Below are 20915 nucleotides of genomic sequence, written 5' to 3'. Positions count from 1 at the left end.
ATGACCAGGGGGCCGGGATGTTCTGACTGCTACAGAGTCGGAGTGACCTACGGGTACAGGGAGTGCCTGCGCAAGGGCCGGGTCAGGGCAAAAGCTGCCGCAAGTTCGTCAATCCAAAGGGGTTCGACGGGCTTGCGCCAAGCTTTCATTCAAGCAAAGCGTTGATCCAGAGCGTCCAGCCCCTTCTTTTTATCGTCCACACTGCGCGCGAAAACATTACGCGGTGTTTCCTGGCGACCGTATATCGAGAAAGAGACCTTTTAAACAGTCGGACTTCTAGTCTCCAGATGTAGGCTTTTTCCTGAAATTTCCGTCGAAATTTCTCGCTCAAAAAATAATCAATTGACGCTGCGATGGCCGGTTCACGGCACTTATGCCGGCCGAAATGTCACAATCGAACCGGTTGGGACGCCAGTTTCATTTAAAAAAGCTCATGCCGATTCGGCATAGGGTAGGCGTTTACGGCATTAGACGGCGCAACCTTGCATCGGAATAGTTGCGCCTTTTTTCGCCTGCCGAAGAGCCGTCAATACGCGCTTCGGGGCACCTTATACGGAGGCAGATGCACAGACTTTTCCGCTAAAAAGCGTTCCAGTTCCTGCATGTGCCTGAGTCAAACGCAAGTAAGGGTAAAGATAATGAAGAAGGCAAGAATTAGCCTCGCCTGGCAGATCCTCATCGGTCTGGTTCTGGGGATTGCAATCGGCGCGTTGCTCAACCATTTCAGTGCCGAGAAGGCCTGGTGGATCAGCAACGTCCTGCAACCGGCAGGCGATATCTTTATCCGTCTGATCAAGATGATCGTGATCCCGATTGTCATCTCGTCCCTGATCGTCGGCATCGCCGGCGTGGGCGACGCCAAGAAACTCGGGCGTATCGGCCTGAAGACGATCATCTATTTCGAAATCGTTACCACCATCGCCATCGTCGTCGGTCTGGTGCTGGCCAACCTGTTCCATCCGGGTACCGGCATCGACATGAGCACCTTGGGTACGGTGGACATTTCCAAGTACCAGGCGACTGCCGCCGAAGTACAGCATGAACACGCGTTCATCGAGACCATCCTCAACCTGATCCCGTCGAACATCTTTGCGGCCATGGCCCGCGGCGAAATGCTGCCGATCATCTTCTTCTCCGTGCTGTTCGGCCTCGGTCTGTCGAGCCTGCAGTCGGACCTGCGCGAGCCGCTGGTGAAGATGTTCCAGGGCGTCTCGGAAAGCATGTTCAAAGTCACCCACATGATCATGAACTACGCCCCGATCGGCGTATTCGCACTGATCGCGGTGACCGTGGCCAACTTCGGCTTCGCTTCCCTCGTACCGCTGGCCAAACTGGTGATCCTGGTTTACGTCGCCATCGCTTTCTTCGCCTTTGTGGTGCTGGGCCTGATCGCCAAGCTGTTTGGCTTCTCGGTGTTGAAGCTGATGCGCATCTTCAAGGATGAATTGGTACTGGCTTACTCCACCGCCTCCTCGGAAACCGTGCTGCCGCGCGTGATCGAGAAGATGGAAGCCTACGGCGCGCCGAAAGCCATCTGCAGTTTCGTGGTACCGACCGGTTACTCGTTCAACCTCGACGGTTCGACCCTTTACCAGTCCATCGCCGCGATCTTCATTGCCCAGCTGTACGGCATCGATTTGTCGATCAGCCAGCAACTGCTGTTGGTGCTGACCCTGATGGTCACCTCCAAAGGCATCGCCGGCGTACCGGGCGTGTCCTTCGTGGTGCTGCTGGCGACCTTGGGCAGCGTTGGTATTCCGCTCGAAGGCCTGGCGTTCATCGCCGGTGTCGACCGCATCATGGACATGGCCCGTACCGCGCTGAACGTGATCGGCAACGCTCTGGCCGTGCTGGTTATCTCCCGCTGGGAAGGCATGTACGACGACGCCAAGGGCGAGCGCTACTGGAACTCCCTGCCGCACTGGCGCAGCAAGGAAAAACTGCCAGCGGGTGAAATCTCGAAGAACTGACACACCCTGTGTAGGAACTGCCGCAGGCTGCGATCTTTTGATTCTGTTTTCAAAGGCAAGAGCAAAAGATCGCAGCCTTCGGCAGCTCCTACAGCAGATGGCGGTCAACCCTGTAATCGGGGGCACCAGCAATCGTAGACAAACCCCGGAGAAATCCGGGGTTTGTCGTTTCTGGCGACCCCGTTATCATTCGCCGCATCTTCCGGGGGATTTGACTAATGCTTAATGGCCTGTGGCTTGGCTTCTTCATCGTGGCAGCCGTGTCGGCGCTGGTGCAGTGGCTGGTCGGCGGTAATGCCGGGATTTTTGCGGCGATGGTGGAAAGCATTTTTGCCATGGCCAAGCTCTCGGTCGAGGTCATGGTGCTGCTGTTCGGCACGCTCACCCTGTGGCTGGGTTTCCTGCGCATTGCCGAAAAGGCCGGGATCGTCGACTGGCTGGCCAAGGTGTTGGGGCCGTTGTTTCTGCGCCTGATGCCTGAGGTTCCGCCCGGCCACCCGGCCCTCGGCCTGATCACCCTGAACTTCGCCGCCAACGGTCTCGGTCTGGACAACGCCGCCACGCCGATCGGCCTCAAGGCCATGAAGGCGTTGCAGGAACTCAACCCCAGCGCGACCATCGCCAGCAACGCGCAAATCCTTTTCCTGGTGCTCAACGCTTCCTCCTTGACTCTGCTGCCGGTGACGATCTTCATGTACCGCGCCCAGCAAGGCGCGCCGGATCCGACCCTGGTGTTCCTGCCGATTCTGCTGGCGACCAGTTGCTCGACCATCGTCGGCTTCCTGTCGGTAGCCTTCATGCAGCGTCTGCGGATCTGGGACCCGGTGGTGCTGGCGTATCTGATTCCCGGCGCGCTGATCCTCGGCGCGTTCATGGCGCTGCTGGGGACAATGTCGGCCACGGCGCTGGCGGGGCTTTCGTCGATCCTCGGCAATCTCACGTTGTTCGGGCTGATCATGCTGTTTCTGGTGATCGGTGCTTTACGCAAAGTGAAGGTTTACGAGGCGTTCGTTGAAGGCGCGAAGGAAGGCTTCGACGTTGCCAAGAACCTGCTGCCGTATCTGGTCGCAATGCTCTGCGCCGTTGGCGTATTGCGCGCATCCGGGGCGCTGGATTTTGGGCTCGACGGGATTCGCCATTTGGTCGAATGGGCCGGTTGGGACACCCGATTCGTTGATGCGCTGCCCACAGCGATGGTCAAACCGTTCTCCGGCAGTGCTGCGCGGGCGATGCTGATCGAGACAATGCAGACCTCCGGCGTGGACAGCTTCCCGGCGCTCGTCGCGGCGACGGTGCAGGGCAGTACCGAGACGACGTTCTATGTGCTGGCGGTGTATTTCGGTGCGGTGGGGATTCAGCGCGCAAGGCATGCCGTGGGTTGCGCGCTGTTGGCGGAACTGGCCGGCGTGATCGGCGCCATCACCGTGTGCTACTGGTTCTTCGGCTGATCGAGAACCCTGTGGGCGCTGGCTTGCCAGTGATGAGGGCAGCACATCCAGAACCTCTGGTGACTGACACACCGTCATCGCGGGCAAGCCTGCTCCCACAGGGATTGTGTCGAGCTCAGGGTCTTTGGGGGGCCAGTTTCTGACCTTGGTCCACGGCCCACGCGACGACGTTGGCGGTGAGACGATCACTGGCCTGGCCAAACCCGGCGACCACCGCCGGCACCTGCACATCGCTCAGCGGCTGACGTTCTTCAAACCGGCGACTGGCCAGGATTCGCTGGTCATAGCCGCGCACCAGTAACGCATCGAGGCGCACGACGACGCTGGCCTGGGTGCCCTGATACTCGGTCTGAAACGCCTGCAAATTCCCGCCCAGCTCCAGATCCGCCTGAAAGTTGCTGTCATCGGTGCTCAGCAACGTCACCCGGCCATCGCGCTGAAAACCATCGAGCAGCCGATTTCGCAGCAATACAGGCGCCGGATCGCTCCAGCGCGAAGCCTTGTAGCTGCTGATCACGTCACCCTGCGGGATCACCGCGATGGTCGGCCGGTTCAGCGCTTCGCTGGCCTGCAACTTGTTCAAGCGCAGCGACCACTGCTGTGTCGCCGCCGAACCGCGCGAGGCGGGCGCCTGTGCTGCCGGCAAGCGGTAGACGTCCAGCGGCTCGGATTCGGGGAAGATCGTGCACGCGCTGATCAGCGTAAGGCCAGTGGCGAGGAGGGCGAGGCGGGTCAGCTTCATGGCGTGAACTCCTTGTTCTTGTCACTGCCCAGCAGGTAACCGCTGGGGTTGGCCTCCAGACGTTGGGAAATGGCCCGCAGCGAAGACAGGGTTTCGCGCAGTTCACGGATCGCCGGCGCCAGGCCGTTGAGGCCCTGCATGCCGCTGTCGAGGGCATTCTGGTTCTTGTTCAGCAACGCATTGATGGTGACGCTGCTGTCTTCCAGCGACTTCATTGCCTGCTCGGCGCTGCCCAGCGCCTGTTTGCCCTGATCGTTGAGCAGGCCGTTGGCGTTCCGCATCAACGCCGAGGTCTGTTCGAGCATGCTGCCGGCCTGTTTGCCGACGCTCGCCAGTTGCTGCATGGCCTGGCGAATGTCGCCGCGCTGATCGTTAATGGTGCCGGTGGTCTGTTCGAGATGAGCGAGGGTCCTGCTGACGCGTTCGACGTTATCCTCGGAGAACATCTGATTAGCATTGTGCAGCAGGGCACTGATGCCGCTCATCAAGTCGTTGCTGTCATTGAGCAGCCGCGAGATAGGCGAGGGCGACGCGATGATCACCGGGAGCTTGCCGTCATGCCCCTTGAGGGTCGGGCTCTGCGGCGTGCCGCCGCTGAGCTGGATGATCGACGTGCCAGTGATCCCGGTCAGCGCCAGTTTGGCCTGGGTGTCTTCCTTCACCGGCGTGTCGCCGCCGAGACGAATCCGCGCCAGCACCCGCCGTGGGTCCTGCGGATCGAGGCGCAGGCTGACCACGTCGCCGACCTTGATCCCGCTGTACTGCACCGAACTGCCCTTGGACAGGCCACTGACCGCCTCGTTGAACACCACCTCGTAATCCTTGAACTCGGTGTCGACACTGGATTTGGCCAGGAACAGGCCGAAGAGCAGGGCGCCGGCCACCACCAGCACGGTGCACAGGCCAATCAACACATGATGCGCTCGGGTTTCCATGTCAGACCTCGTTGAGCAGTTTGGCGGCGTCCAGCGCCGAGCGGCCGCGCGGGCCGTGGAAATATTCGTGAATCCACGCGTCATCGGTTTCCGAGACCACGTCGATGGCATCGGCCACCAGCACTTTCTTCTGCGCCAGCACCGCCACGCGGTCGGTGATGGTGTAGAGCGTGTCGAGGTCGTGGGTCACCAGAAACACACTCAGGCCCAACGCATCACGCAGGGTCAGGATCAACTGATCGAACGCCGCAGCGCCAATCGGATCGAGGCCGGCGGTCGGTTCGTCGAGAAAAAGAATGTCCGGATCCAGCGCCAATGCCCGGGCCAGAGCGGCGCGCTTGATCATGCCGCCGGACAGCGACGCCGGGTATTTGTCTGCCGCCGACAGCGGTAACCCGGCCAGCGCCAGTTTGACGGCGGCCAGATGCTCGGCGTCTTCACGGCTCAGGCCCGCGTGTTCGATCAGCGGCAGGGCGACGTTCTCGGTCACGGTGAGCGAAGAGAACAGCGCGCCTTTCTGGAACAGCACGCCAAAGCGCCGTTCGATCAGCGAGCGCTCATGCTCCGCCAGGCTCGGCAGATTCTGGCCGAACACTTTGACGATGCCCTCGCTGGGCCGGCGCAGGCCGACAATGCTGCGCAGCAGTACCGATTTGCCGCTGCCGGAACCGCCGACCACGGCGAGGATTTCGCCTTTGTACAAATCCAGATCGAGGTTCTCGTGCACGCTCTGCGTACCGAAGCGGTTGCACAGGTTACGGACTTCAATCACCGCCTCCGAGGGCGCACGGGGTAGACGACTCACCAGCCCATCTCCATGAAGAACAGCGCAGCCACCGCGTCGAGCACGATCACCACGAAAATCGACTGCACCACACTCGACGTGGTGTGTGCACCGACCGATTCGGCGCTGCCGCTGACCTTGAAGCCTTCCAGACAACCAATCGCCGCAATCAGAAACGCGAAGATCGGCGCCTTCACCAGGCCGACCAGAAAATGCTGAACGCCGATGTCGCTTTGCAGCAGCGAGAGGAACATCGCCGGCGAGATATCCAGCGACACCGCGCAGACCACGGCACCGCCGATGATTCCGCAGATCATCGCCAGAAAGGTCAGCAGCGGCAGCGCCACTAGCAACGCCAGCACGCGCGGCACCACCAGCAGCTCCATCGGGTCAAGGCCGAGGGTGCGAATCGCGTCGATTTCCTCGTTGGCCTTCATCGACCCGATTTGCGCGGTGAACGCACTGGCGGTGCGCCCGGCCATCAGGATCGCGGTGAGCAAAACACCGAACTCACGCAGGAAGGCAAAACCCACCAGATCGACGGTGAAGATGCTCGCGCCAAAACTGGCCAGTACCGTCGCGCCGAGAAACGCCACCACAGCCCCCACCAGAAAGGTCAGCAACGCCACGATAGGCGCGGCGTCGAGACCGGTCTGTTCGATGTGCGCGATCATCGGCGTGATACGCCAGCGCTTGGGCCGAAACAGGCCACGAGCGATGGTTTCCAGAATCAGGCCGACGAAGCCGAGCAGTTGCAGGGTGTCTTGCCAGACCGTGTCGACGGCGCGGCCGATGCGCGTCAGCAATTGCACGCTGACGCTGATTTCCGGTTCCTTGATCGGCACGCAGAAATCGGTCAACGACTGATACACGGTCTGCAGCAGCGCGCGGTCGGCGCTGGAGATTGTGCAATCGGGATGTTCGGCGGACTTGCCGAGGCGCTCGGATCCGAGCAATTCCACCAGCAATGACGCGCCAGCAGTGTCGAGGGCGCCGAGGCCGTTGAGGTCGATGGGCGTGTCGGTGTCGTACTGGCCGCGCAGGGTTTCGCTCAGATGTTTGAGCTCGGTGTAATGGGCAAGCGTCCAGTCTCCGCTGATCCGCAGGCGGGCAGGGGTGTTGGACGTGTCCAATTGGGCGCTGCCTGTCATCGAGCTGCTGGTCATAAGCTCCGTGCTTGTTCGGCGTCTAAGCGAACTAACGTAATAGCACGAACCGGATTACTTTTCTTTGACCGGTGTGCTGTCGGTGATTTCAAAGCGCAGCACACCGATCAGCTGGCCATCCTCGGTCAACACCCGCACTTGCCATTTGCCCGCCGGGTTGCCGGGGAAATTCTGTTTGTGCGTCCACGCCCGGTAGCCTTCCTTGCGCCCGCCGTGGATGTCGAGGGCGATGCGATCGACCTCTTTGCCGTTGAACTGCCAGACGTGATAAATCCGCTCATCGAGCCCGCGCGGTGCATTGATCGCGGTGTAGGCGTAGAGGCCGCCGTTGCGGATCTGCTCGGCGCTGACCTTATCGAGACTGGCGCCAGGGGTGCGATCCTGCATTTGCGTGCTGATTGCCACATCGGTCATCCATAGCGTCGCCGGCGGCACCCACGAACGCAATGCCCAGCCGACGCCACCGATGCCCACGGTGATGCACAGAATCGCCAGCGCATTGCGCACGGTGCGGATCGGGAAGATCGACGCCAGGCTCGGGAACGACAGCAGCACGGCAATCCCCAGCGCCCATTTGAAACTTTGCGAGGTGGTCAGGTGCATGATCACCGGCAACGCCGTGAGCAGGGCGGCGAACAGGGTCAGGGTGTGCAACGCGAGAAACGCCCAGCGCCGTGGCGCCAGCCATTTGTAATAGAGCGGGTCGACGATGGAGATCAGCGCGGCGACGCTGAGCAGGCCGGTAAAGATCAGTTGGCTGCTGTTCCACGTCGTGGTGATGAAAAAGAACGGCAGGACAAAAAACAGGCTTTCCTGATGGATCATCTGCGTCGCATAACGCAGCAGCGGTTGAGGAATTTCCCGTTTGAACACCCGTGTGAAGAGGCCGGTGAGGGTGTTTTCCAACATCAGCCAGATCCAGCTGAGCAGCATGATCACCGTGATCCAGCTCGCCAGTCCCTGCTGGCGATCGACCAGCATGAAACTGCCGACCCCCGAGATGAAACCACCCAGCGCAATGACCCCGGGGTAGCGCTTCATCAGCTCGATAATGCGCTGGATAAGGAGGGTCAGTCTGGACATTTTGGCGGTTCACAACGATAGGGGAAAAAACCTCGACAGAGTAGCGCCCACCGGCCCACGTGGCGAGGTTGGCAGTCAGTTATTCGGTGTATTGACTGCGATCTTTTGATCTTCACGCGCGCTTACGATGCAAGCGCCAGCCAATCAACATCAGCAGCACCAGACCCACTCCACCTGCAGCTACCCACAACACCTGATCATCACTGATCAGCGGCTTCTCGATCCGCAGATACCCCGGTTGCAACATCAACTCACGCATGGCCTTGTTCGCCGTTTCCAGCGTCACGCCTTGCAGGTCCCGCGCAGGGTTGGCGAAGCGGCCGTCCTGATAATCGCTCAGCGCGCTCCAGTAATAATCGGCCATCGCACTGTTGCCTTGTACCGCCCAGGCCTGATGGGCGATGGCGGCCTGTTTGATCCGGGCGAAGGTGTCAGGGTCGAGACCGTTTTTCAGCAAGTCCGCCTTGAGGTCTTCCAGGACCTGAATGGCTTCGTCGACGTCATCGCGATCCAGGTCAGCGTTGAGGCTCATGAAGCCGACGCCGCCGAACACTTCGCGTTCGGCCCACGGCCCGTAGGACAAACCGTGGTTCAGGCGAATCTGCCGGTACAGCGCCCAGTCGAGGTAATCCTTGAGGATATCGAAAGTCTGGTCGTACTGATCGTCCAGCACCGGCTCCGGCACTAACCAGTGCAACTTGGCGCCGTCACCCATGAAGCCGCGGGTGAGGGTGCGCTCGTGGGCGGCGCTGGTGCTGATGTCCGGCAGCGGACGGTGCTCGCTGGGTTCGACCGGTTCGAGGGCGCCCCACGTGCGTTCCAGATAAGCCGGCAGCAGTTTGTCAAGTTCGCCGACGATGATCAGGGTCATGTTGTTCGGCGCGTACCAGGCCTGGCGCACCTTCTCTAACTGCTCTTGGGTCAGATGATCGACTTCGGCGCGTTGCGGGCATTTCAGGCCCAGTTCGACGGCCAATTGATTGCTCGCGGTGTGGCCCAGATCCTGACGATCAAGAAAACGTTGCAGGCGCGTGTAATGGCCGCCGTCTTCACGCTCGACCACGCGTTTGGCGGCGTTGATCGCGTTGTCGTCAATGCGGGTCTGGGTCAGCAGAGCCAGCAGCAGATCGAGCACCTTGCGCTGGTTCTTCGCCGGGGCTTCGATGACGAAGGTGGTGTCGGCATTGCTGGTGAAGGCGTTCCATTCGCCGCCCAGGGCCTGCATGCGTTCTTCGAGACCACCTTCGCCGGTGGCGTCAATGCCGCTGAACAGCAGGTGTTCGAGCAGATGCGGCAGCTCTTTTTCGTCGCAGTCGAAATCGTCGAGACCGACGCCGACCACCAGGCGGATCGCCACATGCCCACGCTCGGTGCCGGGCTTGAGCATCAACTGCAAACCGTTGGGCAACGCATAGCCTTCGACCTGAAAACGATCCAGGGCGAAGGAGGGTAGAGAACCGAGCAACAGACAGGCGAACAACAGGCAACGCATAACAGGCTTCCATACGGCTGATTTGGAGATCCGTGTCGTCAGTCAGGCCCTCATCGCTGGCAAGCTAGCTCACACAGGGATCTATGGCGCACAAAACCCTGTGGGAGCTGGCTTGCCAGCGATGACGGCCTTGAGGCTGAACTCTGAGTTACTGACTGACCACAACCGCAGACGTTCAAGGCGAATGCGTAATGTCGCTCATATCATCCGCCGCCAGCGCGCCGGTATCCGCCGTTTCCAGCACCACATACGCACTGCCGCAGAACAGCGAATTGAGCCGGCGCATGTCCGCAATCAACTCCAGATGCAGCGAACTGGTTTCAATACTCTGCACGATCTTGCGCTGCAATCGGCTGACATGCGCATGGGCCAAACGGCGTTCCTGTGCGCGAAAACGACGTTTTTCGCGCAACAACTGCCGGGCACTTTCCCGGTCGCCACTGAGAAACACCGACAGCCCCAACCGCAGGTTGGCAATGAGCTGCTGATGCAGCACGGCCAGATCCTCCAGGCCCTCTTCGGAAAACGAACGACGTTGCGAAGTCTTCTGCTGCTGGATCTTGCGCAGCATGCGTTCGATGACATCGCTGGACAGTTTCAGGTTGATCGCCAACTCGATGATCTCGGCCCAGCGTCGACTGTCCCGCTCGCCGAGATCCTCGCGGGGCATCTGCGCCAGATACAGCTTGATTGCGCTGTACAACGCTTCGATGTCGTCGGTCAGCCTGCGCACCTCCTGAGTGACGGCGGTCTGCTTGCCGCGCAACACATCGAGAGTGGCATCGAGCATGTTGTCGAGCAGATCGCCCATGCGCAGGGTTTCTCGCGCGGCGTTGGCCAGCGCAAGGCTTGGCGTGACCAGTGCGGTCGCGTCGAGATGACGCGGTTTGGCGGTGCCGTTGACCTCCGGCCGTTCAGGCAGCAGCCAGGCACACAGCCGCGCCATCGGCCCGACACTCGGCAGCAGGATCAGGCAACGCGCGGTGTTGTAGAGCAGATGGAAGCCGATGACCATTTCCTGCGGGCTGAAATCGAGGCTGTCGATCCAGTGCACCAGCGGATCAAGCACCGGGATGATCAGCAGCAGGCCGATCAGCTTGTACAACAAACTGCCCAGCGCCACTTGCCGGCCCGCCGCGTTCTGCATGCTGGTGCTCATGAACGCGAGAATGCCGCTGCCGATGTTGGCGCCGATCACCAGACCGATCGCCACCGGCAGACTGATCACCGCTGCCCCGGCCAGTGTGGCGGTGAGCAGAACGGCGGCGAGGCTGGAATAGGAAATCATCGCGAACAGCGCGCCGACCAAGGCGTCGAGAAGGATATCGCCAGTCAGCGATGCAAAAATCACCTTCACCCCTTGCGCATGGGTGATCGGCGCAGCGGCCTCGACGATCAATTGCAGCGCGAGAATGATCAGCCCCAGACCGATAGATACGCGCCCCATCTGCCCGAGCCGCGTCTGTTTGCGCGACAGAAAGAAAATCACCCCGACAAAAATCAGCAGCGGCGACAGCCAAGAGAGGTCGAAGGTCAGCACCCGGGCCATCAACGCCGTACCGACGTCGGCGCCGAGCATGGTCGCCAGCGCCGGGGTCAGCGCCATCAGGCCCTGGCCGACAAAGGAGGTGACGAGCATGGCGGTGGCGTTGCTGCTCTGCACCATCGCGGTCACGACGATACCGGCGACAAAGGCCAGCCATTTTTTCGACATGTTCTGGCCAATCACATGGCGCAGCTGGGTGCCGTACACCCGCAGGATGCCGGTTCGAACGATGTGCGTGCCCCAGATCAGCAGGGCGACGGCGGAAAGCAGATTGAGCAGGGTGAGCATGCAAACCCCCTGAAATAGCAGCGCTCCAGAGGAGCAAGTTGACGGTGCCGCGCGGTTTCTACGTTCTGATACTTAAGCTGTAGTTGGCTAACGGTCTGTGCGCCAGCATTGCACAGCCAAAGTGGAGATTGAAACAAAAGTGTCATGAAAAGGCGTTCATTCACGTTCGCCACAAACACGGCAAAACCCTGTGGGAGCTGACTTGCCAGCGATGACGTCGGTACAGCAAACATTGATGTCGACTGACACCCCGTTATCGCAGGCGAGCCAGCTCCAACAGGTTCTTCTGTCTGCGTGAACAAAGGTTTTTCAAGCATCAAACACAAAAAACAAAAAAACCTGTGGGAGTCTGGCTTGCCAGCTCCCACAGGTTTTTTACTGACTGCTGGACTACCGGGTTACTGGCCCGGAATGTCCTTGCGCAGTTTCACCGGATCTTGCTGTTGTTTCTTCTTGGCCATCGCGCCACGCAGTTTGATGTTGATCGCTTCCACTGCCAGCGAGAACGCCATCGCGAAGTAGACGTAGCCTTTCGGCACATGCACGTCGAACGATTCGGCGATCAGCACAGTACCGACCACCAGCAGGAACGACAGCGCGAGCATCTTCAGCGACGGATGTTTGTCGATGAAATCGCTGATAGTCCCGGCCGCCAGCATCATCACCAGCACCGCAACGATGATCGCTGCAACCATGACTGGAACGTGCGAGACCATGCCGACTGCGGTGATCACCGAATCCAGCGAGAAGACGATGTCGATGATCGCGATCTGGATGATGGTGTAGAGGAAGTTGCCACCCTTGCCGCTTGGCGTTTCTTCGCTTTCGTCTTCGCCTTCCAGTGCGTGGTACATCTCTTGCGAGCTTTTCCACAACAGGAACAGACCACCGAAGAACAGGATCAGGTCGCGGCCGGAGATGCCTTGGCCGAACACGACGAACAGATCGGCCGTCAGGCGCATGACCCAGGTAATCGACAGCAGCAACAGGATCCGCGTGATCATGGCCAGCGCCAGACCGAAAATCCGGGTGCGCTGCTGCATGTGTTTGGGCATGCGGCTGACCAGGATCGAAATCATGATGATGTTATCGATACCGAGGACGATTTCCAGGGCGGTCAGGGTAAAGAAGGCAACCCAGATTTCAGGGTTGGTCAGCCATTCCATGTGTATTCCTTTGAGCGATTGTTAAACCACAAAGAGTCCGGGCTTCAAACAGCGAAGCCGGGACTCTGTGCAGTGAGTCTTGGGCTTATAGAGTGCTGAAGAGCGGAAAAGTCCCCAACAGCAGTGCAGCAATCAGGATGCAGATACACACCAGGATCGCCCATTTCAGGGTGAAACGCTGATGGTCACCAAAATCGATGCCGGCCAACGCCACCAACAGATAAGTCGATGGCACCAACGGGCTCAGCAAGTGGACGGGCTGACCGACGATCGAGGCACGGGCCATTTCCACCGCAGTAATCCCGTAGTGGCTGGCGGCTTCGGCCAACACCGGCAACACACCATAGTAGAACGCATCGTTGGACATGAAGAAGGTGAACGGCATGCTCACCAGCGCCGTGATTACCGCCAGGTACGGGCCGAGGAAATCAGGGATCACTGCCAACAGGCTCTTCGACATCGCATCGACCATACCGGTGCCGGTCAGGATACCGGTGAAGATGCCGGCCGCAAAGATCAGCCCGACCACTGCCAGCACACTGCCGGCGTGCGCCGCGACGCGATCCTTCTGCTGTTGCAGGCAAGGGTAGTTGACGATCATGGCGATACTGAATGCAACCATGAACAACACCGGCAGTGGCAACAGGCCGGCGATCAGCGTGCACATCAGGCCGAAGGTCAGGGCGCCGTTGAACCAGATCAGCTTCGGACGACGGGCATCCGGGAACTGCGAAACGCTGATTTCGCTGTGATCGATCTCGTCGCCGATCAGGTGCAACTCGCCCAGACGCGCACGTTCGCGTTTGCCGTAGAAATAGGCAATCACCAGGATCGCCACCACGCCAGCGGCCATGGCCGGGATCATCGGCACAAAAATGTCCGAAGGATCGACATGCAGCGCACTCGCCGCACGAGCGGTCGGACCGCCCCATGGGGTCATGTTCATCACGCCACCGGCGAGGATGATCAGGCCAGCCATGATCCGCGGGCTCATGCCAATGCGGCTGTACAACGGCAGCATCGCGGCCACGCAGATCATATAAGTGGTCGCGCCGTCACCATCAAGGGAAACGACGAGCGCCAGTACGGCGGTGCCGACCGAAACTTTCAGCGGGTCGCCCTTGACCAGTTTGAGGATCTTGCGCACGGCCGGGTCGAACAGGCCGGAGTCGATCATCAGGGCGAAATAGAGAATGGCGAACATCAGCATCACGCCAGTCGGCGCCAGCTTGGTGATGCCTTCGAGCATCATCGGACCGATCTTCGGCGCGAAACCACCGAACAGCGCAAACAGAATCGGGATGATGATCAGGGCGATCAGCGCGGACAGGCGCTTGGTCATGATCAGGAACATGAACGTGATGACCATGGCGAAGCCAAGGAAAGTCAGCATGGGATTACTCCAGGCGTAGCGCGGCTAGTTGAGTGAGCGGATCGGGCGGGATCAGCGCAGAACGGGAAGCACGAGGCGTACGGGCGGAGTGGCAACGAAAAGACGCGGGAAGAGGCGGGCTACAGAGGACATCAGAATCACCATTGTTGTTGTTAATTGGGCCGGGCGAGCGAGAGATCACACGCGTTGGCCAACCGGTCTGTTGCCGGAAGTGAGGGCGATCCTAATCGGGGAAGCTTTCAGCTACCTTTCGCGGGTGAAACCTTTGGGTGAACGGTCAACCGATCGTCGGATGCGATTAAGGTCGATTTGCACACGAGCATCTCAGGTGCGAGCGCGAAGAAACGCGTCGGGCGTGTCAACGACCTGATCAGAAAACAGACAAATCCAGCGTCCGCATCGCCCCCATCCAGATCGCATGCTCGGTGTGATCGACCCAGTCATCGCCGGTGTCCGGGTGCAGAAACACCACCAAGCCTTTGCGATTGAGGGCCAGCCACGGCAGCACCTCGCCGATCAGCTCGGGGCCGAAGGCCAACTGGCAGCTCCAGTCCGGGTGCGGGCCGACCGGTCGTTCGTGGACGCGGCCCATCTTCAATGGAAACAATTGCGCGGCCCGCTCGCACAGTGCCCGTGCCTGTTCAATCGTATTGGCGTCGAAATAGACGTGGGCGTGGTAGCCCTTGATCGCTTGCATCGCAAACCCTCTGAATCGGTTCGAACCCTCGACGTAGCCCGTATGTCACACGTCATACAAGGGATAACAAAAGGGATCAGCCATGAAAAATGCCGAAACCCCGGTGGTAAAAGTGGTGCTCTATGGTGCCATGAGTAGCCTGGGCGCTGCGTTGATGGCTGAACTGCTGCGCCGACAGCACGAAGTCATCGCCATTCTCGACGACCTGACCGCGCTCGCGCCGCGTCCAGGATTGCGCACCAAAAGCGGTGACCTGTTCGATTGCGAGCGGGTGAATCAAAGTGTCGCCGGCAGTTCGGCGGTGATCTGTTTGCTCGATGCCCCGGGGCTGCCGTTCAGTAGCGACCATGTTGAACGCTCGGTGGTGCTTGGCCCGGTCGAACAGGTACTAGCCGTTGATGCTCTGGTCGACGGGCTGCAAGCGGCCAATGTATCGCGGCTGTTTCTGGTGGGGGAGTTTGCGGTACTCGACGAGCCGGAGCTGGATGAACGCTTACAACGTCACGCTGCCGAAGAAATTCGTGAAGCGGTGCAAAGCAGTCCACTGCACTGGACGCTGGTCAATGCGCCGCAAGGCGTGGCTGGGCTGACCATTGAGCATTTCAGTCAGGTCGGCGGCAATCTTGAGCCGGGTTTGGCAGAACCGCTGGAACGCTTGAATCGCGTGGCCGTGGGAATTGCCGATGAACTGCGACTGAATCTGCATGTGGGTCAGCATGTGAATTTTGTCGCAGTGTCCGACTGATTGATCACACCGCAATCGAAGGCAACGCGAGCCCGGTAAGGGATTCGGCACTGCTGGCCTGCTCCTCCATCAGCCAATCGACAAACAGCTGAATCAACATTCCACGCCGTTTGCGCTGCGGCAACACCACGTAATAGCCAAGGCGCGACAGCGTGTTCTCGGCAATCGGTCGACACAGCAAGCCCTGACTGAGCAAGTTATCCACAAGGTGACGCCAGCCAATCGCCACGCCTTGGCCGCCGATCGCCGCTTGGATCAGCAGTGTGTAATTGTCGAAACGCAATTGCCCCGGCGCCGGCGGGGTAGTGATGCCCAGTTCGCGGAACAGCCCACTCCAGTCGAACCAATTGCTGCTGTTCTCCCCCCGCAGGTGCAGCAGCGGAAGTTCCAGTAGTGCCTGCGCGGTCAAGGGCAGGGCACGATCCTTGAGCAAGAGCGGACTGCACACCGGGAACACTTCTTCGCTGAACAGCCAATGGCTTTCACCCTGTTTGAAACGGCCATCGCCGAACAGGATCGCCACGTCGATATCGGTGCGCAGCATGTTGTGGTTGCGCTCACTGGTGACCAGGCTGACGTCGACGTGCGGATTGGCTTCATGGAAGCGATGCAGACGCGGCATCAACCAATACGCAGCAAAGGCAAAATCGGTAGCGACTTGCAGCACCTCATGTTGCTGCTGTGCGCTGATCGCACTCAAACCGGCGTCGATATTCTGCAAACCGAGGGTAACTTGCTCGAACAGGATGGTGCCGACTTCGGTGAGCTCAATGCCACGGTAGATTCGATCGAACAACCGTGAGCCCAGTTGCTCTTCCAGTCGTTTGATCTGCTGACTGATCGCAGGTTGCGTGGTGCCAAGTTCCACCGCGGCGGCGGTAAAACTGCGATGCCGGGCAGCGGCCTCAAAGGCGCGCAACAGGTCGAGCGACAGATCACCAAGAGCTTCATACATAAGCTGTGCTTATCCTAGTCATTGCCCGGCGCGGGCTTTACCCGACAGAGCATGGACTCCATGCTCGATCGCAGCAATGTCGCATAAATATTCACTATGGAATGCCGCGATCACATGAAGCGCAAGAATATTCTTTTCATAATGGCCGATCAGATGGCCGCGCCAATGTTGCCGATCTACGGGCCTTCGCCGATCAAACTGCCCAATCTTTCCCGCCTGGCCGCCGAAGGCGTGGTGTTCGACGCCGCTTACTGCAACAGCCCGTTGTGCGCGCCGTCGCGTTTTACCCTGGTCAGCGGACAGTTGCCGAGCAAGATCGGCGCTTACGACAACGCTGCCGATTTCCCCGCCGATGTGCCGACTTACGCCCACTACCTGCGTCGCCTCGGCTATCGCACGGCGCTGTCGGGCAAGATGCATTTTTGCGGCCCGGATCAGTTGCATGGCTACGAAGAGCGGCTGACCAGCGATATCTATCCCGCCGACTACGGCTGGTCGGTGAATTGGGACGAGCCGGATGTGCGGCCGAGCTGGTATCACAACATGTCTTCGGTGCTGCAAGCCGGACCGTGCGTGCGCACCAATCAACTCGACTTCGATGAAGAGGTGGTGTTCAAGGCGCAGCAATATCTGTTCGATCACATTCGTGAAGATGGCGATCAGCCGTTCTGCCTGACCGTTTCGATGACACACCCACACGATCCGTACACGATTCCCAAGGCATTCTGGGATTTGTACGACGATGCCGATATCCCGTTGCCTACAACGCCGGCTCAACAAGAACTCGATCCGCACTCGCAACGGCTGCTCAAGGTTTATGACCTGTGGGATAAACCCTTGCCTGTGGATAAGATTCGCGACGCGCGCCGTGCGTACTTCGGCGCTTGCAGCTACATAGATGCCAACGTCGGCAAACTTCTGCAAACCCTCGAGGAAACAGGGCTGATCGACGACACCATCATCGTCTTCTCCGGCGACCATGGCGACATGCTTGGCGAGAAAGGCCTCTGGTACAAAATGCACTGGTACGAGATGGCAGCGCGCGTCCCCCTGTTGATAAGTGCGCCAGGCCAGTTTGGCGCGGGTCGGATCAGCGCTGCAGTGTCCACAGCAGACCTGCTGCCCACCTTCGTCGAACTGGCTGGCGGCACGCTGGAGCCGGGTCTGCCGCTGGATGGGCGGTCGCTGGTGCCGCACCTGCAAGGGCAGGGCGGCCATGACGAAGTGTTCGGCGAGTACATGGCCGAAGGCACGATCAGCCCGCTGATGATGATCCGCCGTGGCGCCTACAAATTTATCTACAGCGAAAGCGACCCTTGCCTACTCTTTGACGTAGACAACGATCCGCGTGAAACGGAAGAACTCAGCCAATCGCCACTGCATCGCCAGCTTTTCGACGATTTTCTCGTCGAGGCGCGGGCCAAGTGGAATATCCCGGCAATCCACCAGAACGTTCTCGCCAGCCAGCGCCGCCGCCGTTTTGTCGCCGATGCGTTAACCATCGGCAAGCTGAAGAGCTGGGATCACCAGCCGTTGGTGGACGCCAGTCAGCAGTACATGCGCAACCACATCGACCTCGATGATCTGGAGCGCAAGGCCCGTTATCCACAACCCTGCCAAAACCAATAATGTGAAGGGGAAGTCCATGCGCAAGTTATCCACAGCAGTGACATTTGGCCTGATAGCGCTGAGCAGTACCTCGGCATTCGCCGAGCAAAGCTGCGCCACGGTAAAAATGGCCGACCCCGGCTGGAGCGACATCGCCGCAACCAACGCCATTACCGGGTTTCTGCTGGACGGCATGGGCTACAGGGCCAAGGTCGACACCCTCGCGGTGCCGATCACCTTCGGCGGTTTGAAGGACGGTCAGGTGGATGTATTCCTCGGCAACTGGATGCCGGCGCAGCAGGGCTTCTACGATAAATTCGTGGCTACCGGGGATGTCACGCAACTGGCGAAGAACCTCGACGGCACCGAGTTCACCCTGGCCGTGCCGGACTACGTGTGGGATGCGGGTGTGCATGACTTTGCCGACCTGAACAAGTTTGCCGACAAGTTCGACAAGAAGATCTACGGCATCGGCTCGGGCGCCCCGGCGAACATCTCGCTGCAGGAGATCATCAAGAAGAACGACTTCGACATGGGTCAGTGGAAACTGATCGAGTCCAGCGAACAGGCGATGCTCGCCGAAGTGTCACGGGCGGTGAAAAAGCAGAAATTTGTCACCTTCCTCGGCTGGACCCCGCACCCGATGAACGTGCAGTTGAAAATGCATTATCTGAAGGGCGGTGAGAAATACTTTGGCGACACCGGCAGCGTGTTCACCCTGACGCGCAAGGGATACGCCGAGGCGTGTCCGAATGTGGGTAAATTGCTGACCAATCTTGCGTTCACTCAGGAGATGGAGAACAGCATCATGGCCGAGGTAGTGAACAAAAAGGTCAGCAATGCCGAGGCGGCGAAGGCGTGGATCAAGGCTAATCCGGCGGTGTTGGACAAGTGGCTGGAGGGGGTGAAGACGCTGGATGGCAAGGATGCGCTGGCGGCGGTTAAAGCCAAACTCTGATCGTGGGGTTGCTGGAATTGTGCTCGGCTTGAGATTCTACCCGCTCACCCCAGCCCTCTCCCCCAGAGGGTGCGAGGGGAAAGGGAGCCGATCTCTGGTGTATTCAGCATTGAGTTCGACGCAGATTTTGCACGTGGGCGTAACTCGACCAGACACCTCGGTCAGTCCCCTCTCCCTTTGGGAGAGGGCTAGGGTGAGGGGCTTTCCCAACTGACCCCCTGTTACCCTTGCAGCAAACCCCAAACCGCGAGGACCCATGGCCTTTCCCAGTCGCCGCTCACTGTTTCCCTTTCTCACCTGGCTACCCCGGCAAACCCGCGCCAGCGTCGGACGGGATCTGATCGTTGGGCTCAGCGGTGCGATTCTCGCGTTACCTCAGTCGATTGCCTACGCGCTGATCGCCGGTCTCCCACCTGAATACGGCCTCTACGCCGCGATCATCCCGGTGCTGATCGCCTGTCTGTGGGGTTCGTCGTGGCATCTGATCTGCGGCCCGACCGCGGCGATTTCGATCGTGCTTTACGCCAGCGTCAGTCCACTGGCCGTGCCGGCATCCCAGGACTACGTCACCCTGATCCTGTTGCTGACCTTCCTCGCCGGGGTATTTCAATGGGTGCTTGGCTTGCTCCGGTTTGGCGCGCTGGTGAACTTCGTCTCGCATTCGGTGGTGCTCGGTTTCACCCTTGGCGCGGCAGTTGTGATTGCCATTGGGCAATTACCAAATCTGCTGGGGCTGGATCTGCCCGCCAAAGCCACGGCGCTGGACAGTTTGATGGATCTGCTGCAACACCTTCGGGCTGTGGATAAACCTTCGTTGCTGCTCGGAGTGGCCACGGTGGCAGTGGGCGTTGTGCTGAAACAGTGGTTGCCGCGCTGGCCCACGTTGTTGATAACGTTGGTGCTGGCCAGTCTGCTGGTATGGCTGTGGCCGGCGATGTTCGGCCACGTGCATCTGGTCAGCGCTTTTGTCGGGCGTTTGCCGCCGTTCAGCGGGTTGCCGCTGGATCTGGATTTGATCCTGCGCCTGCTACCCAGCGCGGTGGCGGTGGGCATGCTGGGGCTGGTCACCAGCCTGTCGATTGCCCGTTCGATATCTGCACGTTCGCAGCAGTTGCTCGATGCCAATCAGGAAGTGCGCGCGCAAGGCCTTTCGAACATTGTCGGGGCTTTCTTTTCCGGATCGCTGTCGGCGGGCTCGTTCACCCGTTCGGGTCTCAGTTATGAGGCCGGTGCTTGCTCACCGCTGGCAGGCGTGTTTTCGGCGCTCTGGGTGGCATTGTTTGCGATTTTTGGTGCCGGGCTGATCGCACACATCCCGATTCCGGCCATGGCCGGCAGCATTTTGCTGATCGCCTGGGGGTTGGTCGATCATCGCGGGATTCGATCGTTGCTCAGGGTCAGCCGCGCCGAGTTCGTGGTGATGGCGCTGACCTGCCTGGCCACTCTGCTGCTGGAGTTGCAGACCGCAATCTACGCCGGCGTGCTTGCGTCGCTGTTCTTCTACCTTAAGCGCACTTCGCAGCCGCGGGTGCAGCATTGGCGCGATGGCGAAGATGATGTGCTGGGGGTCGGCGGCTCGATCTTCTTCGGCGCCAGCCATTATCTGCAAGTGCGTTTACAGCGTATGCACGGCGCGCGGGTGGTGATCGAGGCGCAGCAGATCAACTTTATCGACTATTCGGGGGTGGAGATGTTGCATCAGGAAGCGCGGCGCCTGTTGGGCCAAGGTCGCAGCCTGACTTTGCGCGGTGCGCGGCCGCAGGTGGTGGAGGAACTGCGCAAGCTGGAAGGGCCAGAGAAATGCCCGATCCGGTTTGAGGATTGACCCGACAAGCACTGCAAAACCCTGTGGGAGCGGGCCTGCTCGCGAAAGCGGACTATCTGACACATCAATGTTGGATGTGCCGCCGTTTTCGCGAGCAGGCTCGCTCCCACATGG

The 20915-nt window shown here is 59.9% G+C and carries 17 protein-coding genes; 6 read left to right on the top strand and 11 right to left on the bottom strand.

What is annotated here, in order from left to right:
- The first annotated feature begins 638 nt into the window (after nt 1-638).
- Nucleotides 639-1970, top strand: a complete 1332-nt coding sequence (gltP, locus tag H8B20_RS12670; RefSeq protein ID WP_210623316.1) for a glutamate/aspartate:proton symporter GltP — start codon at nt 639-641, stop codon at nt 1968-1970.
- Nucleotides 1971-2188: 218 nt separating this feature from the next.
- Nucleotides 2189-3418 carry a nucleoside recognition domain-containing protein gene (locus H8B20_RS12665; protein WP_042556940.1) on the top strand — a complete coding sequence of 410 codons (1230 nt, stop codon included), beginning with the start codon at nt 2189-2191 and terminating at the stop codon, nt 3416-3418.
- Between the two features lie 115 nt (nt 3419-3533).
- On the opposite strand, the gene H8B20_RS12660 is transcribed toward H8B20_RS12665, so the two are convergent.
- The 10 genes from H8B20_RS12660 to H8B20_RS12615 form a co-directional block, all read right to left on the bottom strand.
- Nucleotides 3534-4160, bottom strand: coding sequence for an ABC-type transport auxiliary lipoprotein family protein (locus H8B20_RS12660; RefSeq protein WP_210623315.1), 627 nt, complete (start codon nt 4158-4160; stop codon nt 3534-3536).
- The gene (locus tag H8B20_RS12655; RefSeq protein ID WP_210623314.1) at nt 4157-5095 is read right to left on the bottom strand and encodes an MlaD family protein; all 939 of its coding nucleotides are present in this window, start codon (nt 5093-5095) and stop codon (nt 4157-4159) included. The genes H8B20_RS12660 and H8B20_RS12655 overlap by 4 nt, the downstream gene beginning before the upstream one ends.
- Nucleotide 5096: 1 nt before the next feature.
- Nucleotides 5097-5900, bottom strand: coding sequence for an ABC transporter ATP-binding protein (locus H8B20_RS12650; RefSeq protein WP_042556937.1), 804 nt, complete (start codon nt 5898-5900; stop codon nt 5097-5099).
- Nucleotides 5897-7045 carry an ABC transporter permease gene (locus H8B20_RS12645; protein ID WP_042556936.1) on the bottom strand — a complete coding sequence of 383 codons (1149 nt, stop codon included), beginning with the start codon at nt 7043-7045 and terminating at the stop codon, nt 5897-5899. Before H8B20_RS12645 ends, H8B20_RS12650 begins: the two co-directional genes overlap by 4 nt.
- A gap of 54 nt (nt 7046-7099) precedes the next feature.
- Nucleotides 7100-8128, bottom strand: a complete 1029-nt coding sequence (locus H8B20_RS12640; RefSeq protein ID WP_042556935.1) for a DUF5924 family protein — start codon at nt 8126-8128, stop codon at nt 7100-7102.
- Between the two features lie 112 nt (nt 8129-8240).
- Entirely contained in the window at nt 8241-9620 is a 1380-nt protein-coding gene (locus tag H8B20_RS12635; RefSeq protein ID WP_042556934.1) for a M16 family metallopeptidase, read from the bottom strand.
- 175 nt (nt 9621-9795) lie between these two features.
- A complete protein-coding gene (locus H8B20_RS12630) occupies nt 9796-11454 on the bottom strand; it encodes a Na/Pi cotransporter family protein (RefSeq protein ID WP_042556933.1) in 1659 nt (552 codons plus the stop codon).
- A gap of 398 nt (nt 11455-11852) precedes the next feature.
- Nucleotides 11853-12620, bottom strand: a complete 768-nt coding sequence (locus tag H8B20_RS12625) for a TerC family protein (RefSeq protein WP_042556932.1) — start codon at nt 12618-12620, stop codon at nt 11853-11855.
- An 85-nt stretch (nt 12621-12705) separates the two neighbouring features.
- Nucleotides 12706-14013, bottom strand: a complete 1308-nt coding sequence (locus H8B20_RS12620) for a CitMHS family transporter (RefSeq protein ID WP_210623313.1) — start codon at nt 14011-14013, stop codon at nt 12706-12708.
- 370 nt (nt 14014-14383) lie between these two features.
- The gene (locus H8B20_RS12615; protein ID WP_115147892.1) at nt 14384-14710 is read right to left on the bottom strand and encodes a DOPA 4,5-dioxygenase family protein; all 327 of its coding nucleotides are present in this window, start codon (nt 14708-14710) and stop codon (nt 14384-14386) included.
- Between the two features lie 82 nt (nt 14711-14792).
- On the opposite strand from H8B20_RS12615, the gene H8B20_RS12610 reads away from it, so the two are divergent.
- Nucleotides 14793-15455, top strand: a complete 663-nt coding sequence (locus tag H8B20_RS12610; RefSeq protein ID WP_210623312.1) for an NAD(P)-dependent oxidoreductase — start codon at nt 14793-14795, stop codon at nt 15453-15455.
- A gap of 4 nt (nt 15456-15459) precedes the next feature.
- Here H8B20_RS12610 and H8B20_RS12605 read toward each other — a convergent pair whose 3' ends face one another.
- On the bottom strand, nt 15460-16410 hold the full coding sequence (locus tag H8B20_RS12605) for a choline sulfate utilization transcriptional regulator (RefSeq protein WP_210623311.1): 951 nt from the start codon (nt 16408-16410) through the stop codon (nt 15460-15462).
- 114 nt (nt 16411-16524) lie between these two features.
- On the opposite strand from H8B20_RS12605, the gene betC reads away from it, so the two are divergent.
- The 3 genes from betC to H8B20_RS12590 all read left to right on the top strand — a co-directional run bounded on the left by betC (nt 16525) and on the right by H8B20_RS12590 (nt 20801).
- Complete coding sequence (gene betC / locus H8B20_RS12600) at nt 16525-18039, top strand: choline-sulfatase (RefSeq protein WP_210623310.1); 1515 nt, start codon at nt 16525-16527, stop codon at nt 18037-18039.
- Between the two features lie 16 nt (nt 18040-18055).
- The gene (gene choX, locus H8B20_RS12595) at nt 18056-18976 is read left to right on the top strand and encodes a choline ABC transporter substrate-binding protein (protein WP_210623309.1); all 921 of its coding nucleotides are present in this window, start codon (nt 18056-18058) and stop codon (nt 18974-18976) included.
- A gap of 256 nt (nt 18977-19232) precedes the next feature.
- The gene (locus tag H8B20_RS12590; protein WP_210623308.1) at nt 19233-20801 is read left to right on the top strand and encodes a SulP family inorganic anion transporter; all 1569 of its coding nucleotides are present in this window, start codon (nt 19233-19235) and stop codon (nt 20799-20801) included.
- Nucleotides 20802-20915 lie beyond the last annotated feature (114 nt).

It is taken from the genome of Pseudomonas sp. P42 (assembly GCF_017973755.1).
GTDB lineage: Bacteria > Pseudomonadota > Gammaproteobacteria > Pseudomonadales > Pseudomonadaceae > Aquipseudomonas > Aquipseudomonas iridis.
This window is presented reverse-complemented; position numbering and strand designations above follow the sequence as displayed.

Bases quoted from the DNA above. Each gene is read 5' to 3' on its own strand.
- betC (WP_210623310.1), top strand. From the start codon at position 16,525: ATGAAGCGCAAGAATATTCTTTTCATAATGGCCGATCAGATGGCCGCG.
- H8B20_RS12630 (WP_042556933.1), bottom strand. From the start codon at position 11,454: ATGCTCACCCTGCTCAATCTGCTTTCCGCCGTCGCCCTGCTGATCTGG.
- H8B20_RS12625 (WP_042556932.1), bottom strand. From the start codon at position 12,620: ATGGAATGGCTGACCAACCCTGAAATCTGGGTTGCCTTCTTTACCCTG.
- H8B20_RS12605 (WP_210623311.1), bottom strand. From the start codon at position 16,410: ATGTATGAAGCTCTTGGTGATCTGTCGCTCGACCTGTTGCGCGCCTTT.
- H8B20_RS12640 (WP_042556935.1), bottom strand. From the start codon at position 8,128: ATGTCCAGACTGACCCTCCTTATCCAGCGCATTATCGAGCTGATGAAG.
- H8B20_RS12655 (WP_210623314.1), bottom strand. From the start codon at position 5,095: ATGGAAACCCGAGCGCATCATGTGTTGATTGGCCTGTGCACCGTGCTG.
- choX (WP_210623309.1), top strand. From the start codon at position 18,056: ATGCGCAAGTTATCCACAGCAGTGACATTTGGCCTGATAGCGCTGAGC.
- H8B20_RS12610 (WP_210623312.1), top strand. From the start codon at position 14,793: ATGAAAAATGCCGAAACCCCGGTGGTAAAAGTGGTGCTCTATGGTGCC.
- H8B20_RS12645 (WP_042556936.1), bottom strand. From the start codon at position 7,045: ATGACCAGCAGCTCGATGACAGGCAGCGCCCAATTGGACACGTCCAAC.
- gltP (WP_210623316.1), top strand. From the start codon at position 639: ATGAAGAAGGCAAGAATTAGCCTCGCCTGGCAGATCCTCATCGGTCTG.
- H8B20_RS12615 (WP_115147892.1), bottom strand. From the start codon at position 14,710: ATGCAAGCGATCAAGGGCTACCACGCCCACGTCTATTTCGACGCCAAT.
- H8B20_RS12620 (WP_210623313.1), bottom strand. From the start codon at position 14,013: ATGCTGACTTTCCTTGGCTTCGCCATGGTCATCACGTTCATGTTCCTG.
- H8B20_RS12590 (WP_210623308.1), top strand. From the start codon at position 19,233: ATGGCCTTTCCCAGTCGCCGCTCACTGTTTCCCTTTCTCACCTGGCTA.
- H8B20_RS12660 (WP_210623315.1), bottom strand. From the start codon at position 4,160: ATGAAGCTGACCCGCCTCGCCCTCCTCGCCACTGGCCTTACGCTGATC.
- H8B20_RS12665 (WP_042556940.1), top strand. From the start codon at position 2,189: ATGCTTAATGGCCTGTGGCTTGGCTTCTTCATCGTGGCAGCCGTGTCG.
- H8B20_RS12635 (WP_042556934.1), bottom strand. From the start codon at position 9,620: ATGCGTTGCCTGTTGTTCGCCTGTCTGTTGCTCGGTTCTCTACCCTCC.